This window comes from Ruminiclostridium papyrosolvens DSM 2782, from assembly GCF_029318685.1.
Taxonomy (GTDB): Bacteria; Bacillota; Clostridia; order Acetivibrionales; family DSM-1351; genus Ruminiclostridium; species Ruminiclostridium papyrosolvens.
In genome coordinates, this window is the sequence record NZ_CP119677.1 from 4,110,226 (window position 1) to 4,126,477 (window position 16,252).

Genomic DNA, 16,252 nt, shown 5'->3' on the forward strand with positions numbered 1-16,252 from the left:
TTTAAAGTTTTTGTTTGCGTATAAGATTTCCGTTGTTGTCATATATGAACTTGTATATTTGTGCATTACCTTTCCATATTTCTATTAAGCGATTATTATCGTCGTATACATATGTTATGACTGATTCCACAGGAATTTCATATGAAGAATTATCATCCTCAGAAAATTCCTTTTCCCCAATATCCAATTGTTCAGTCAACACAATACCGTTTTGTACTACACTAATATCTGGGACATCTATAATTTTGTCTGTTGAATGATTATTAAGAGAATTAACACAATTTATTTTTGAACTGCCGCTTACTTTTCCAGATAAACTTGATAAATGGTCTGAACATCGAATTATTCCTTCTTTCAAATCTACTGAGTTTATATCAGGTATATTAGCGGACATCAACGCAGCTTCACCTGAAACAAATGCCGTTGCCATTGATGTCCCACTCATTTCACCATACGAATTACTGGGTAATGTACTAATAATTCCATCTCCTGGTGCAGCAACGTCAACATTCTTCTCTCCATAATTTGAAAATCCAGACAATATACCGTTTTTGTTCACAGAAGCTACCACTATTATGTTAGGGCAGTCAAAGTCTGCCGGATACACTGGTACATTGTCGATATCTGCGCTACTATTCCCTGCTGCACACACAAAGAGCATACTTGAGTTTTGTATTACTTCTTCCAACGACGGATTTTTGTCAGTGCTTCCCCAACTACAATTCACTATTTTTACACCAATATTTTCAGCGTATTGTATTGCAAGCATAATATCACTGGTGTATGCTTTTCCATTGTTGAATACCTTAAGAGGCAATATTTTTGCAGAAGGTGCAACCCCTGCTATACCCTTACCATTATCCTTTACTGCAGCAATAATTCCCGCAATATGTGTGCCATGATTTTCATCACTGATATTTAATGTATCATATACTGCATTGCTGTTATCAATAAAATTCCATCCATTAATATCATCTATTTTACCGTTGCCGTCATCATCAATTCCATTGCCTGGAATTTCTTTAGTATTAACCCATATATTCTGTGCCAAATCTTCATGTGTAGCTTCCACACCTGTATCAATCACAGCGATTACTGCTCCATTGCCAGTTGACTTTCTCCAAGCTTCTACTATATTGGAATCACAAATGTAACTATTAATTTGTTCCGAAGATTTTTCGTCGTATACAACCAAGTTATTTTCTACTCCCCACTGACTACTATAGTAAGAATCATTAGTTGATAAGCTTAACTGATAATCAGGCTGTATATATTGGATATCGTTGTTCAAATCTTGTTTTTTTATATCATCAGCTAAATCATTAAGTTTACACTTTTTATCAAGTACTATAAATTCGAAATTATTATGTTTATAATCTTTTTTTATTTTCAATTTTAGTTCTTTATCAACTTTTTCAAAAAACTCATCTGCATTGAAATTACTGTCTTTATTCTTATATTTAATAATTAGCCTATCTGTTTCAAAATCTGAGTAACTCTCTGTTTTCGAGTCTCCGAATTGGTTAACAGCAGTTGATTCAGAATAATTTTTTGTTGGTTGTGTATCTTCGCTGCTAGTCTCTTCTATTTCAATTTGCATTTGATTTTGTTTTTTCTCTGTTGTATTCCTTTCTTTAATTGCCGTTTTAGTCTTGTTTTTAGCCACTATTTTGTTATTGTAATTTGCATTCTGTGAAGTTTCCAAGCCAGTAGATGCTACTGTAAACAAATTAGTGTGAAGAAGGAAGATCACCATTATTACAAATGAAAAACATTTTATAGCTTTTGACATAAAATTGCCCCTTTCGGAAAATAAATAAAATTCAGGCTATATTATAGTATAATAAATGTTAATCTTACTATATTTCTACTCATATTATGATATTTTCTAAAAATAGAGTTTTATTTTAAAAAAGGAATTATTTTATATAAATTTGATGTTTGCCAACTATCTGAGCGATTCTGTTCAGGGATGGAAAACAGGTTTGATTGGTATTATCACCATGCTTACATAGACAAAGATGTACGAACCTTGCACTTTGGGATAGAATACTTCCTTTAAACTCTATCCCCTTCTGGTCTACACTCCATTTGTGGGAAAAGATCAGAGCTGCGGACTAATTTCGATGAATTTCCCACCGTTTTCCCACCAAAAATAAATACACGTTAAAACAAACAAAAGTACAAAAAAATACAATCCTCAAAATCAGTTTCGTGAACTGTAGCACAAAAGCCTTAGTATTCAACGGTTTACCGATAGTAAGAATTGTATTTTTTCATATCATATTGTATTAATTTTTATTTAAAATATCTGTTCAAAAGTCCTTTAAATCCTGCTCCATGTCTTGCTTCATCCTTACACATTTCATGAACTGTATCGTGAATTGCGTCAAGGTTGAGCTGTTTTGCACGAGTTGCAAGATCCTTCTTACCCTTACATGCTCCTGCTTCTGCTTCTGCTCTCAACTCAAGGTTTTTCTTAGTATCAGCATGAACTACTTCACCAAGCAATTCTGCAAACTTTGCAGCGTGTTCAGCTTCTTCCCATGCAGCAAGCTTATAAAAAGCGCCGATTTCAGGATATCCTTCACGTTCAGCCTGTCTTGCCATAGCGAGGTACATACCAACCTCTGTACATTCACCCGTAAAGTTTGCTCTCAAACCTTCAAGTATCTCGGCATCAACACCCTGTGCAACACCAATTCTATGTTCATCAGCCCATTGTTCTGATGTTTCTGACTGCTCAATAAATTTTGCCTTTGGTGCTTTACACTGAGGACAAACATCTGGTGCCTCACCACCGGTGTGTACGTATCCGCAAACTGAACAAACAAATTTCTTCATAGTCAAAAATCCTCCCAATACAATTTTTTATCTTATTTTTTATTTTATTTGATATCTTAACGACAATTATATATGTACCCTATGATGTTGACTTAAAACAAAAATTTTTTTAACACGGATTAATATGAACCACTGCATCCTTTATTCCTTTAATGTCCTTAACTTTTGCCTTAATTACTCCGGCAATCTTATGACTCTCGTTTACAGACAGTTCTCCGTCCACAGACACTTTAATAATCAGTATAAACCCCTCTCCAACAGGCTTTGCATTGATTGAATCAATATGGTCAACTCCGCTGATGCTTTGAATCAGATTATGGGCATTTTCCTTAAAGGCAGGGTCAATATTAGTGTCCATGAGAACCTTAAATGACGAAATAAATATTTTGATTCCGGTATAAAAAATCCACAGAGAAATAATTATACCCACAGCACCGTCTACCCATGCAAATCCGAGGTATCCCATGATAATGCCAAGAATGGTACCGGAGGTAACAAAAACATCATTTCTATGGTCTTCAGAATTAGCAATAACAAGAAGGTTATCCATTTTCTTTCCGACACGACTGGTATAAATAAATAGTGAAAGTTTAACGGCTATGGTAATTATTGCTGCTACTATCAGAAACCAAGATACTGTAAAAGAAGACCTGTCTAATATTGAGGACAGTGAACTCTTAAAAATTGTAAATGAAACAAACATAAGAGAAATACTAATAATCATGGAAAAAATATATTCAGCTTTGCCATGTCCGTATGGATGGTCGCTATCTTCGGGTTTACTGGCGATACTGTTCCCCACAAGTGTCATAACCGAAGCGAAAACGTCCCCGGCACTGTTAAAACCGTCAGCAATCATAGCCTGACTACGGCTTATGAAACCCGCTGCAAGCTTTATGCAAAGAAGAAAAATATTTGCTGCAATACCAAGTATTGCAACAAGCCGGGTGATTTTGAACCTATCCATAATTAAACCTCTCTAAACAAAATATTAAAATAACTGAGTCAGAAGATGAATAACCAGTCCCGCCAAGCCACCTATAACTGTTCCGTTAATTCTGATATATTGCAGGTCCGCTCCAACCTGAACCTCCAACTTATCCACCATATCTTTTGTTTCCCAGCCTTCCATAGTATCGTATATAAGAGAACCCACTCTGTCGCCATACTGGGAAACTATACTTTCAATACCGCCGATTACTGAATTGTCAATTGTTTCACGCAGTATATCATTATTATTGATTCCACTTATAATCATATCAATCAGCAGGCTGACCTTTTCATTAAGCTTCTCTTCATTTTCAAAATATGAATTTTTGTAATCAACTATTACTTCCGTCAACATATTTACGGCTTTATTATAAACCTCTGAGTCCAATATCTGACCTTTGAGCGTCTCACCTTTTTCAATAAGCTCCTGAGAATTTTTCATATCATTAATAAGCTTAGGAATAACTGACATTATTAATTTATTTATTTCAGCCTCTTCGTTTGTATCTATTTCTTCGGTCTGCCTGTTTAAGAATTCAAGTATCTTTCGGTAAACCAAATCCCCAATAAAAGGCATAGTAAGAGTTTTATTTATTCCACCAAGTACAAGGATTGTCTTTTCTTTATTTTCACTGATAAATTTATATGTAGCGTTAAGAATTCCCTTTACGATAGGTTTGTGATAACCTGATTCAACAAGTGGAGTCAAACTCTTGCCCAATAAAGGGTACAGGCATATATCCTTGGCTTTGGTATTGAGCTGTACTTTTATATAATTACCGACTTTTTCATCATTTATAAAGGAATCAGCTAAATAAGGAAGTCTCACAGCTATAGCTTTTACAATCATCTCTCTGTTTTTGGCTACATAGGCTGAAACTGTCTTTGAAATACTTACCTTGTCCAGCTTTGACTTAATAATGTCAGGCGTAAAAAAGTTAGAGACAACGAAATTTGACAAAGCCTTGGCTATTCTTGATTTATTCTCTGCAATGATGGCTGTATGAGGAATAATCCTAAGTCCTAAAGGGTGCTTGAAAAGTGCCACAACAGCAAACCAGTCTGCAAGGGCACCTACCATGGAGGCTTCTGCAAAAGCAGCTATAGACGAATACAGAAGTCCTCGCCCCTCTAATCTTCTGAAAATAATAAATACAAGTGTCATAAATACTAATAGAGACGTTGCAATTATTTTCATCGTTCTCAATTTTTTTCTAAGCTTTTCATTTTCATCTGTATAAGAATACTTTTCCATATAAAAATCCCCATCCTAAGCCTTCTGTTCTTCACCCGTAACATTCAATACATTATCAAACTCTGCCCATACCTGTTCAAGACCTAACCGATTTGAAGTAGAAAACGGGATAACCTTTTCGTCTCCATCCAGTTGTAAAACCTTACGTATATCATTTATGCGAGGATTTATCTGTCCTCTGGTTATCTTGTCAGCCTTGTTGGCAATGATAAGAGTCTTGAGCCCAAAACCCTTTAACCATTGATACATCGTAATATCGTCTTTACTTGGAGAATGTCTGATATCTACAAGTAATACAACCATTTTAAGAAAATTTTCTTTCCTTGAATACAGATAAGTTTCGATAATATTCGACCATGATGCCTTCATTTCTTTTGATACACTGGCAAAGCCATATCCCGGCAAGTCCACTAAATAAAAATTCTCATTAACACTAAAGAAATTTATCTGTCTGGTCTTACCCGGTGTTGAACCCACTCTTGCAAGACTTTTTCTGTTAACCAAAGTGTTAATTATTGAAGACTTGCCTACATTTGACCTTCCTGCAAAAGCAATCTCCGAAAAGCCTGTAACCGGGTATTGGTTAGGCTTTACAGCCGTTATTTCATGTGCAGCATTCTTAATATTCATAAAACCTCCGATATTTCACAATTTTATTATTATAATGCCCAATAATTCATCTGAACAAAATTAAATTTCTCTGACAACATTTTTTATCCACTTATTAGACCTTAATCTGGTAACACCACAAATCATTTTCACAATTTCTTCAGCCATTACCATGAGTACTACCCACTGAACATCAAGTCTTAGAACCAATGCTCCTATAAAAGAAAGAGGAACACCTATAAGCCACATAGTAATGCTTTCAGCAACAAAAGCAAATGTGGCATCTCCACCTCCACGTAAAACTCCCACAATTACAACTATATTTGTAAATCTTATTGGCAAAATAATGGCATTCATTGCCATAAGAATTATAGCTGTCTCAATAACATCACCGCTTACCTTAAACAAACTTACAATGGATGGAGCGAACAGATATAAAAGACCTCCCAGCAAAAAGCCTCCGACTATGCAAAGCCGCACAAAACTCCATGCATACTGCCTTACCTTCTTTTCCTCTCCCGCACCTATAACATGTCCCGTCATAACCGCTGAAGCGCCGGCCATACCAAAAGCAGCAACCATAAACAGGTTTACTACGTTGTTTGTAATCTGTACCGCATCAAATGCCTCAGTACTTATTCTGCCATATGCAATTGAATATACCGCAACACCAAGACCCCAGCACATTTCATTAAGAATTACCGGTATCATAGTCTTAGTAACCCTGCTAAACAAATCTTTCGTAACCTTCCTAAGTTCACTTAATCTTAATTTAAGGAGAGGAAAGTACTTTGATACAACAACTAAAAATATAATTAATTCAACTATTCTGGCAATTAACGTACCTGTTGCAGCACCTCTCACTCCCATTGCCGGTATACCGAATCTTCCGTATATCAGTACATAGTTCAGAAGCGTATTTAATCCCAGTGCCGTCGCACTTATAATCATTGGCATAGCAGACTTCCCAATACTTCTGAGAGCCACACTGAAGCCAAAACTTATTGACGCAAATACAAAACTCACACTTAGTATTCTTAAAAAACCTGCACCCTGACTAATAACCACAGGATCGGTGTTGAAAATAGAAATAATCTGTTCCGGCAGGAGTATGCCTATTGTCGCCATAATAAAAGCCGTCCCTGCTGCTATTGCAATATCCAGATTTACAACCCTGCCTATATTACTGTGGTCATTCTTACCCCAGAATTGAGCAACATAAATACTGCAGCCACTATGTATAGCATTATAAAGTAAAAATACTATCAAACCGTACTGGTTGGCAACACCAACAGCTGCTAATGCCTGATTCCCCAAAGAACCAACCATAACAGAGTCCACAACCCCAAGAGATGAAGAAATTAAGCTCTGAATAGTTATCGGTAATGCCAGTGTAAGGAGCTTCGAATAAAATTCCCTGTTTTTACCTAATAGTCTTTGCATTTATCCCCCTGTTTAAATACCCATAATTATCCTCACGTGATTATACTACACCAGAAAAAAAAAAGCAAAAGACCAGTTATTCACTGGTCTTTTGCTTTTTTTTATTTGTATTTAATAAGATGATTGCTTTTATTACTAAATTGTTTCATCAATTTCATAAACTGATTTACGCAGTTTTTTTGAACAGTCTTGAAGAATTTCTCTAGGTGATTTTTGATTATAACGTGCCTTGGTATGGGTTGAATCAACTATAACAGACTTAGATTTTATAATCCCTTTTTCAATTGAAATGGATACTGTCTTGTTAATTAGCATATCCAACAAATTTACGTCTTTTAACCTTAATTTTCGGAATTTAGTCAAAGAACTTGGATCAATAACAGTATCTTCTGGTGCTATATCGAGAAAATACTTGAAAGACATATCATATTTTGAACGTTCAACAATATCCACATCTGATAAATCAAAGATAGATTTTAATAAAAGATATTTAAACATACGTATTGGACTAATAGCATTTCTACCATTATCCAAGCAATATTAATCTATTAATTCGTCATATACAAAAGAAAAGTCTATAGTCTGCCTCAAAAAATTATCTTTGGAAACAACTAAATCATATATTTCCATGTATGGACTTAAAATCATAGTTTGTGTCTTGTAATTGCAGTATTAATAAGCATTTACAAGGCTTTTTTATCTTTTTTTAGGAAAAGGACTTTTTCAGTAGCCTCCTATTACTCTCACCCACGGCGAAGTGATCAGAGAGATAATAAACGCCAGTCACAGAGTCACTTGTAGAAGCAATATCCAATTGTATTTTGACACAAGTTGTATTTAAGTTTGCAAGCTTTATTAAAAAATATTGGCCTAGATATTATAATTTAGGCTTTGGACGAATGCCTTACCATTTATTGGATTAAACTGCATAAGTCCTGTTATTAATAAACAATTTAACTTAGTGGTTAGAGGGTGCGCTAACAATTTGATTATATAAATATAATATTAATGCGCTTTAATTAGTAAACTTTGTTGACATTATATTTGATTGTGATAATATAAAAGCAAAAAACGTAATATTGTGAAATATTTAGTAATTATATGTAATAAATAAAAATGCATAAAATAACAAACAATATTTAGGGGGAGATGTAGCGATGGATAAAAAAGACAAGGTTATTCTTTCGGTTGATTATCCTCAAATAACATCATGGCAATGGCATGCTGCTTTATTTTCAATACTTGGCAAGGAAAACTATGCTCAAGACTGGATTTATAGTAATTACATTCAAATAAGAAGTTATTTTGACAAAGATGCAAATTCAAAAAGTGATATATTATTTGTAGATTGCATGCCAAGTGATAATTCACTAAAAGATTGTCCGTACCTACTTGCCCAACCAATTACCCAGCAACAGATATTAACTTATTCTGGGGATTTCCTTCAATTCCTTTTAAAATCATTAGATATGTCTTACTATATATTTGGAATATGTGATGAGACAGATATGTTAAATAGAGAATGGAGAATTTTGCATCAAATATTTATTTACGGCTATGATTTAGAAAAGCAAGTATTTCACGTTGGAGATTTTACTTTTACTGGAAAGTTTTCATATACTACAGTTCCGTTTAATACTTTGGTTGAAGGCTTCTTAAAGGTTAAACCAGGTGAGGACTTTGTTTTCGATGCTGAGCATAAAGATATGTATGGTCTATATCTCCTTTCAAAAAATTTAGGGAAAAAGTATTATAGCTTTGATGCAAAATATGTGAAACGCAATATTAATGAATACTTAAATTGTACTAATACAGAGGAGCATTACAGACATAATCGAAATTATGAGGATAAGTTTATTTTTGGAGTTGATGTATATACTGCAATTGTTAAACAGATTACCCTTCTAGAGGAAGGAATTGTGCAAAGGTATGATTACAGACCGTTTCATGTTATATACGATCACAAAGTATTAATGAAGGATAGGCTTCAATATATGATGGATAATAATTACATACCAAATGATCATGCGATATTAGATGATTATGAGGAAGTAAAGAAAACAGTATTATTCACAAGAAATAGCTTTTTAAGGGCATCAAATAAAAGGGACTTATCATTATTAAGTAAGGTAAAGACTCATTTAATGAATGCGAAGGAGAAGGAAATTGAAGTGTTAACGAGGGTAGAAGGGTTGTTGTAAGGGAGAGGTATAAGGATTAAGTAGATGCTATAATGGCATCTATTTTTTTTAGTAAATAAGTGACTTGTATTATTATTTTTTATTATAGTATTACTAAATACTTTACATTCCAGTATGGATAGATTAATTATGGTTAATATAAATATAAAGTAAAAGTTTTTATTGACTATATGGCTAAGTCATCCATATTTAATATTGAATTCATGTCAATTACTTCACATGACACTTTCTGCTTGAGCATTTGATGTGATCCCAAAAAAAATTGATGCGATTATTAAACAACTTATGCCACACCATTTATTGGGAGTAACTGCATAAGTCCTGGTTAAAATCATTTAGAGAGTATCTATATGTTATTTTTAATAAAAATAAGAGTAGCAATACAGAGAATCCCTAGCGCTCTCGTGCTTGACAGACCGAGAGCGGCGAGTGAACCGTATGATGTGTGGAGGAGATAGGACACATACCTAGGATATATAAAGAAAATGTTTGGAAGCGTGCTGTGATATTTTTAGCTCTTTACTATCCTTGGTTTTAAAGCGAATACAAAAAAGTGGTAAATTGTCCCTTTAATCTTTACAAGAGAAATTTACCACACTTATCTATTTATATTAATGTTTATTTAAGGTACTGCTTATCTTCTCTCTAAAAAAAGCTTTCCATTAGCCTTTCTCATATTTAGCCCTGCCTCGTCAAGCACTTGCGTTACTTTTTTGTGCTCAACGGGTCTTTTAATTTTAAGAGTAGTTGTTTTAATCAATTCATCGTAGCTCATAATAAAATATCTTATAATTTTATACTGTGGAATATCCTTGTTTAGGTTTTTTATCTCCTGCTGCATAATGTCTGCTAACTCGCTTTCGGAAGGAAGCCTTCCGTATTTGTCTTTTAAAACAGCTTCATTAAGCACCAGCTTTGCACATACCTGTATATCTCCGTCAGGGGCTTCATTCCCCCATACAAAGGATTCTTTTATGCCTTCAATATTATTCAGAAGTATTTCATACTCTTCCGGGAAGGCTTTTTTCCCGTTGGTGAGGACAATCATAGATTTAGCTCTGCCTGTAATTGTTATAAAGCCTTCATTGTCAATATGTCCCAAGTCTCCTGTGTGAAACCAGCCTTCCTCATCAATGGCTTCTTTCGTTCCGGCTTCGTCATTATAGTAACCAAGCATTACATTCCGACCCCTTGTGATAATTTCACCCATGCCATTTTCATCAGGATTACTAATAGCTGCCTCAATACCATATAAAGGCTGTCCTACGGTTCCAGCCCTATTATAAAAGTCATTATTGGCTGCAACAACAGGTGACGTCTCAGTTAAGCCATAGCCTTGTATAACCTTTAAGCCCAGCATGTCAAAGCCCTCTATTATTTCCTTGTCTATAGGTGCGGCACCTGACACGGCAAGCCTCAACCCCGGTCCCAATTGCTCTAAAATTCTTTTGAATAGCTTTCTTCTTATATCTATTTTAATGCTGCTGAGTCCTTTTGAAACCTTAGCAAGCATTGCAATCTGCTTCGCCTTTCCTGACTTTTTAATGCCGTCCTTCATTTTTTTATACATGGCTTCCAATATTGCAGGAACTACTACTAAAATAGTTACATTAAATTCCTTCAAATTTTTAGCAATATGCTTTATTCCCTCGCTATAAGCAATGCATACACCGTTTTTTACCATAAATAGCATTCCTATAGATAATTCAAAAGTGTGATGCAAAGGTAATACTGAAAGATGCACGTCATTAGGAAGAACTTTTATTGCAGAAGAAACAGCACTTACGTCTGAGCAAATATTACGCTGGTTCAGCATTACACCCTTTGACATGCTGGTTGTACCTGAGGTAAAAAGCAGAACAGACAGCTTTTCTGAATCTACCGCTGCATCCGTAAAGCTTCTGTCGCCATTTTTCATAAGGTCTTCACCCTGTGCAACAAGTCGGTCTATAGTTGTAAAGGAAGAAGGGTAATCTTCACCTATATTATCCATACATATAAAGTATCTGATGCTTTTCATCCTATCTGCCAGACTGCGCATCTGAGCGTCAAAGTGACTGCTGTAAAATATTGCATCTACTTCTCCTCTGATAATAAGCTTCTCAATTTCAACTTCAGGAAGGTGCTTATCCAAGGGGACTGCTATTCCCGTACCACATGTAATTGAGAAAAAACTAACTGCCCATTCATAACGGTTTTCGCCTATCACTGCTATCCTTTTGTCCTTTAAGCCCAGCTTATGCAGTGCTGTACCTATGGCAGCTACTTCAGCCCCAAAGCTCTTGTATGATTTGGTAATGGTGTCTGCCCCTGATTTATATATAAATGCAGTTTTATCCCCGAATGTGTTTATGCTTGTTTTAAGTAGTTCCTTGATATTATCTACGGGACTGATTTCATAATACCCGAGACCCTTTACAATTCTTTTTTCCTTTTCGTTAGTTATGGAGATTCCCTTTTTGGCCATATGCCCTCCTGAAATTAAGATACAATAATATAATTATTACCTGGTTATAATTATATTATTGTATTCCTTTTCAATCAATACTACAACAAAATATATTTACTTATAACTTTCCAAATTTACGGAAATAATATTCAATGTAATATGATACCGGATTATCTGCTGTTATCCCTTGCAGACATTAAAAGAATTACGTTTTAAAGGGCCTCAATGAATCTATTATTAAAATAATGCACTACCTTTTAGTCATGTTTTCCGGTATCGTAACTCCATTTTGCTATTTCAGCAATAAGCAGGAGTGGTAATGGTTTGTTGTAAGGAAACTGTATAGCGCCTTTGCTTGTTTTATATTCTGTGAGCCTGTCACTGAAATGTGCAACAGCCTTATCACCCGGGTATAGCCCCATGTGCTTTTTGAATGCCGCAAAGTGGACTATATTTTGTTTACGCCAGTAAGTTGGCATACTCCAAGCGATACGTTCTTCAGCATTTGGGAGTGTGGCACGAAGCGTATCTCTTACCTGATTTAATAACGGTTGAACCTCCTCCGTTTGCGCAGCAATATAAGCATCAATAGTTTTAGGCGGTTCACCGCAAAAGTGGTCTTGATTTGTTTTCTTAAACTCTCGTTTACAATCGGTGCATTGCCACATAGTACCTTCACCTTCCCTCTCTCTAAAAATACATCCTCCATATTTTTACCCACAAAAAATCTTTAATACCAAACCCTGCATTGTTAATCTTTTCTTATTTCCATTTCTTTTGCTAATACAGCAAGTTTGCTTAGTGTTTTCCAATTACGCACAGTTGTTGTTCCATCCAATTTATGAAGATTATTGGCAAGTTTTGAATTTCGAATACTATGATGGAATAAAAGATATACATCTCTCCCTACAATATGATATTTATCATTTTCGCTTCTATAAACATCTATATTCTCAATCTTTTGTTCAATTTTGTCACAAAGAGATTGCTCTTCTTCATTTGATTTAAAAAGAACATTTCCTGTATATTACTATTTTTACTCCATCCTCTGCCGAAAATCCTTCTCCGACCAGAATATCCCTGTTCATAAACTCTAAAGCCTTACTGTCCGTTATTATTTTTGGATAGGTTCTGAAAAGTGCACCTTGCAGATTTTTGTTCATATTGCCATTATTCTCTATGAACATCTTGCAGGGTTCACCTGTATAGTCCTTTCCTTCAAGCATATATCTTGCAGACAAGGTATGTCTGTCACCGGACTTTCCTATAATTTGAGTATCAATTCCCCCCGGAAGTACTTGTCCTTCAAAGTACTTGCTATTGGCATCGCCTGTAAAAGAAATCATTACAACTGAATCACCATTGTCATTCTTTAAATCAATTGCACTTTGTATTTTAACATTTATTGTTAATATTTCTTCAAAATTCATATGATTATTCCTCAACTTGTTGATATCAAATTCTTTGACACCTCAATCAAAGTTTATCATGCCGTTTAAGATTTGCAGATAAAAACTGTTCGGTTATATTAAGTACCTGAGGATTCCATATTCCTGTGCCATGGTCTGCACCAACAACCTTATAAAATATAACATTCTGGCCATTTTCTTTTAGCGCCTTATACATTTCAATACTCTGATTGATGTGAACTATCTTATCACTGTCTCCATGTATAATGAGAAATGAAGGAAGTTTTTTTGTCAAATCCTGATGAGCAGGACTGGCCTTCTTTGACAGTTCAATATTATCCTTTACTCTACCGCCAATAAGCAACCCTTCAGGAGAATCAGCAGAATCATGGTCCAGAATATCATTGTATTTGCCTAAAGTAAGTAAATCTGAAACTCCATAATAATCCACTACGGCAGATACTTCATCTGATTGTTCACCGTAAAGTCCGTTATTGTACTCTCCACCGGTAAGTCCCGTCATTAATGAAAGATGTCCCCCTGACGAGTCTCCCCATACTGCAACTCTCTCAGGGTCAATTCCGTAGGTGTCTTGATTCTCACGCATAAACCTTACAGCACACTTTACGTCTTCCAAAGCCGACGGGAACTGAGCTTTATCGGTATCTCTTATTTCAACACTTGCTATTACATATCCCTTTGCCGCAACATGCGACAGATTTGGTATAGCACAATATAAGTCCTGATTTCTCCATGCTGAACCTTGCACATAAACTACAAGAGGAAATTTTTTACCATCCTGACAAGGCTTTATTACTTGCAATTTCAATTCCAACTCACCATACTTAGCATAAGTAATATCCTTTAGGTATGTACATGAATAGTACTTCCCGCCTTCAGAAAATTCACCGAATAAAACCTGTGTGCCTTCCGGCATTTCATTTGCTGCAAAACAGGCTGCTTGCTTATCCACACTAAACACCCTTTCATTCTAAATTTTAGCCCTATATGTTTCTGGCAACTTCATAAGCATCCCAAATAGCATACATTATGTTAGATACCTTACGTGCATCTCCTATCAAATGAATATCCCCAATATCATATTTAAGCTGTTCATAAACCGACTTTTCGGAATTGTAGCCTACAGCTAAAACTATACTATCAGCGGATATCTCCCTGATATCTCCGGCAGCATCTACCAAAGCACCTTTTTCGGTTGTTTTTATTATTTTAGAAGAAGTAAGTACTTCAATGCCTTTGTACGGTATTAATCTCTCCAGCATTTCTGAATTTGCATGACACAGAGGGCCGTTCAATGCAAGGAGTTTCTTTTGGATTTCGACTATTGTGACTTTTTTGCCTTTTTGTGCAAGCCAGAGTGCAAGCTCACAACCAACCAAGCCACCTCCCACAACAATCACTTCATTGCCTGAATTTACTTTTTCCAGAAGAACATCTTCCGCAGTAAACACATTATTATATTCTCCAAGATTGAATATCTTGGGTTTTGAACCCGTGGCAATTATAACTGTATCTGCTTCACTGCTTTTTATAATCTCAGCTGTTAACTCAGTATTACAGTTCACCTCTACTCCCAAATCTTTAAGAGTTTCCTCATACCAAGCTACCAATAAAAGATCATCTTCTTTAAAGTCCGGCGTACCTCCGGGTATCAAATTGCCTCCCAGACGGCTGCGCTTTTCGTACACAACAGGCTTGTGTCCACGAAGTGCAAGAACTCTGGCTGCTTCACAACCCGCTACTCCCCCACCTGCTATAAGCACTGTTTTGCTCTTTAAAGCCGGAGTCAAGCCATGTATGGTCTCCCTGCATGCCTCAGGATTTACTGCACAGTTCAGAGCCGAATACTCCTGAATACGTCCCATGCATCCTTCTTGGCAGGATAGACAAGGCCTTATGGATTTTAGTTTACCCCCTCTAAGCTTGTTCACCAAATCCGAATCTGCAAGTAACGGACGTCCAAGACTGATAATATCACAAGCGCCGTCCTCAATAGCCTTTAACGCCAAGTCAGGATTATCCATACGCCCGGCACATAGAACAGGAACATTTACGGCCTCTTTTACAATTTTAGCGTAAGGTATATATAGTCCCTTTTCCTGATACATTGGAGGATGACTCCACCACCAGGAATCATATGAACCGACATCTACGTCAAGGGCATCATACCCATAGGAAACCAACAATTTTGCAGCTTCAATACCTTCGGGTATATCTCTGCCTTTTTCCTCAAACTCTTCCCCTGGCAAAGCTCCTTCACGCCAATCTTTAATAAAGCTCTTAGGACTGTACCTCAATGTAACGGGAAAGTCCTCGCCGCATCTCTTCTTAATCTCTTCAACAATTTCTCTGGCAAACCTAAGCCTGTTCTCAAGACATCCTCCGTATTCATCGGTACGATGATTGAAAAAAGAAATTGCAAACTGGTCGATAAGATAGCCTTCGTGTACGGCATGTATCTGAACACCGTCAAACCCTGCACGTTTTGCGTTATAGGCACCGTCTCCGAATTTCTTAATTATGGACTTTATCTCCTCAACAGTCAGTTCACGGCAAGTCTTATCCAACCACCTGTGTTTAATCGGTGAAGGTGCAACAGGAGGATATTCCCCCAAGTTCGTCGGAATGGTTACTCTGCCAAAGCCTCCGCTAAGTTGTAAAAAAATCTTAGCGTCATAAGCGTGAATGCGCTCTGTCATCTCTCTGGAAGTACGAATAAAATGTACAGGATTGTGAGTAGAACATGGTACATTTGGCATTCCATGTTCTTCAATCTCATTATCTACGAAGGTAACTCCGGTAATAATCAATCCTGTTCCGCCTTTGGCACGAGCAGTGTAGTAGTCGATGCCCCTATGATTGAAACCGCCCTCCGCATCTGCCAAACCTAAAGGCCCCATTGGAGCCATAGCAAACCGATTTTTCATTTCTACAGAACCAATTTTAATAGTTTCAAATAATTTCTGATATTTTTTTAACATAGAATTCCCCAACCTTACTTAGTTATTTATATATTATGTAAATTTTATCT

13 protein-coding genes and 1 pseudogene are annotated in these 16,252 nt (G+C 36.0%); 1 reads left to right on the plus strand and 13 read right to left on the minus strand.

The window, feature by feature from the left end:
* Position 1 precedes the first annotated feature (1 nt).
* The 8 genes and pseudogenes from P0092_RS18150 to P0092_RS18185 form a co-directional block, all read right to left on the minus strand.
* The gene (locus tag P0092_RS18150; RefSeq protein WP_004622189.1) at positions 2–1,792 is read right to left on the minus strand and encodes a S8 family peptidase; all 1,791 of its coding nucleotides are present in this window, start codon (positions 1,790–1,792) and stop codon (positions 2–4) included.
* 127 nt (positions 1,793–1,919) lie between these two features.
* Complete coding sequence (locus tag P0092_RS18155) at positions 1,920–2,108, minus strand: helix-turn-helix domain-containing protein (RefSeq protein ID WP_338054769.1); 189 nt, start codon at positions 2,106–2,108, stop codon at positions 1,920–1,922.
* A 190-nt stretch (positions 2,109–2,298) separates the two neighbouring features.
* On the minus strand, positions 2,299–2,844 hold the full coding sequence (locus P0092_RS18160; RefSeq protein WP_004622187.1) for an NADH peroxidase: 546 nt from the start codon (positions 2,842–2,844) through the stop codon (positions 2,299–2,301).
* Positions 2,845–2,953: 109 nt separating this feature from the next.
* Complete coding sequence (locus P0092_RS18165) at positions 2,954–3,811, minus strand: cation diffusion facilitator family transporter (protein WP_004622186.1); 858 nt, start codon at positions 3,809–3,811, stop codon at positions 2,954–2,956.
* Between the two features lie 24 nt (positions 3,812–3,835).
* Positions 3,836–5,089, minus strand: a complete 1,254-nt coding sequence (locus P0092_RS18170; protein WP_004622184.1) for a DUF445 domain-containing protein — start codon at positions 5,087–5,089, stop codon at positions 3,836–3,838.
* 15 nt (positions 5,090–5,104) lie between these two features.
* Positions 5,105–5,719, minus strand: coding sequence for a ribosome biogenesis GTP-binding protein YihA/YsxC (gene yihA / locus P0092_RS18175; protein ID WP_004622183.1), 615 nt, complete (start codon positions 5,717–5,719; stop codon positions 5,105–5,107).
* Positions 5,720–5,779: 60 nt separating this feature from the next.
* Complete coding sequence (locus P0092_RS18180) at positions 5,780–7,141, minus strand: MATE family efflux transporter (RefSeq protein WP_004622181.1); 1,362 nt, start codon at positions 7,139–7,141, stop codon at positions 5,780–5,782.
* Between the two features lie 138 nt (positions 7,142–7,279).
* Positions 7,280–7,789: pseudogene (locus P0092_RS18185) on the minus strand (transposase); the annotation flags it as partial.
* 509 nt (positions 7,790–8,298) lie between these two features.
* On the opposite strand from P0092_RS18185, the gene P0092_RS18190 reads away from it, so the two are divergent.
* Positions 8,299–9,342 carry a hypothetical protein gene (locus tag P0092_RS18190; RefSeq protein WP_004622179.1) on the plus strand — a complete coding sequence of 348 codons (1,044 nt, stop codon included), beginning with the start codon at positions 8,299–8,301 and terminating at the stop codon, positions 9,340–9,342.
* A gap of 634 nt (positions 9,343–9,976) precedes the next feature.
* On the opposite strand, the gene P0092_RS18195 is transcribed toward P0092_RS18190, so the two are convergent.
* The 5 genes from P0092_RS18195 to P0092_RS18220 all read right to left on the minus strand — a co-directional run bounded on the left by P0092_RS18195 (position 9,977) and on the right by P0092_RS18220 (position 16,202).
* Entirely contained in the window at positions 9,977–11,809 is a 1,833-nt protein-coding gene (locus tag P0092_RS18195) for an AMP-dependent synthetase/ligase (RefSeq protein ID WP_004622176.1), read from the minus strand.
* 239 nt (positions 11,810–12,048) lie between these two features.
* The gene (locus P0092_RS18200; RefSeq protein ID WP_004622174.1) at positions 12,049–12,459 is read right to left on the minus strand and encodes an iron chaperone; all 411 of its coding nucleotides are present in this window, start codon (positions 12,457–12,459) and stop codon (positions 12,049–12,051) included.
* Positions 12,460–12,795: 336 nt separating this feature from the next.
* On the minus strand, positions 12,796–13,221 hold the full coding sequence (locus P0092_RS18210) for a DUF3237 family protein (protein WP_004622172.1): 426 nt from the start codon (positions 13,219–13,221) through the stop codon (positions 12,796–12,798).
* Between the two features lie 46 nt (positions 13,222–13,267).
* Positions 13,268–14,173: a prolyl oligopeptidase family serine peptidase gene (locus P0092_RS18215; RefSeq protein ID WP_004622169.1), complete on the minus strand. Its 906-nt coding sequence runs from the start codon at positions 14,171–14,173 to the stop codon at positions 13,268–13,270.
* 31 nt (positions 14,174–14,204) lie between these two features.
* Positions 14,205–16,202: an oxidoreductase gene (locus P0092_RS18220; RefSeq protein ID WP_004622168.1), complete on the minus strand. Its 1,998-nt coding sequence runs from the start codon at positions 16,200–16,202 to the stop codon at positions 14,205–14,207.
* Between the last annotated feature and the right edge of the window lie 50 nt (positions 16,203–16,252).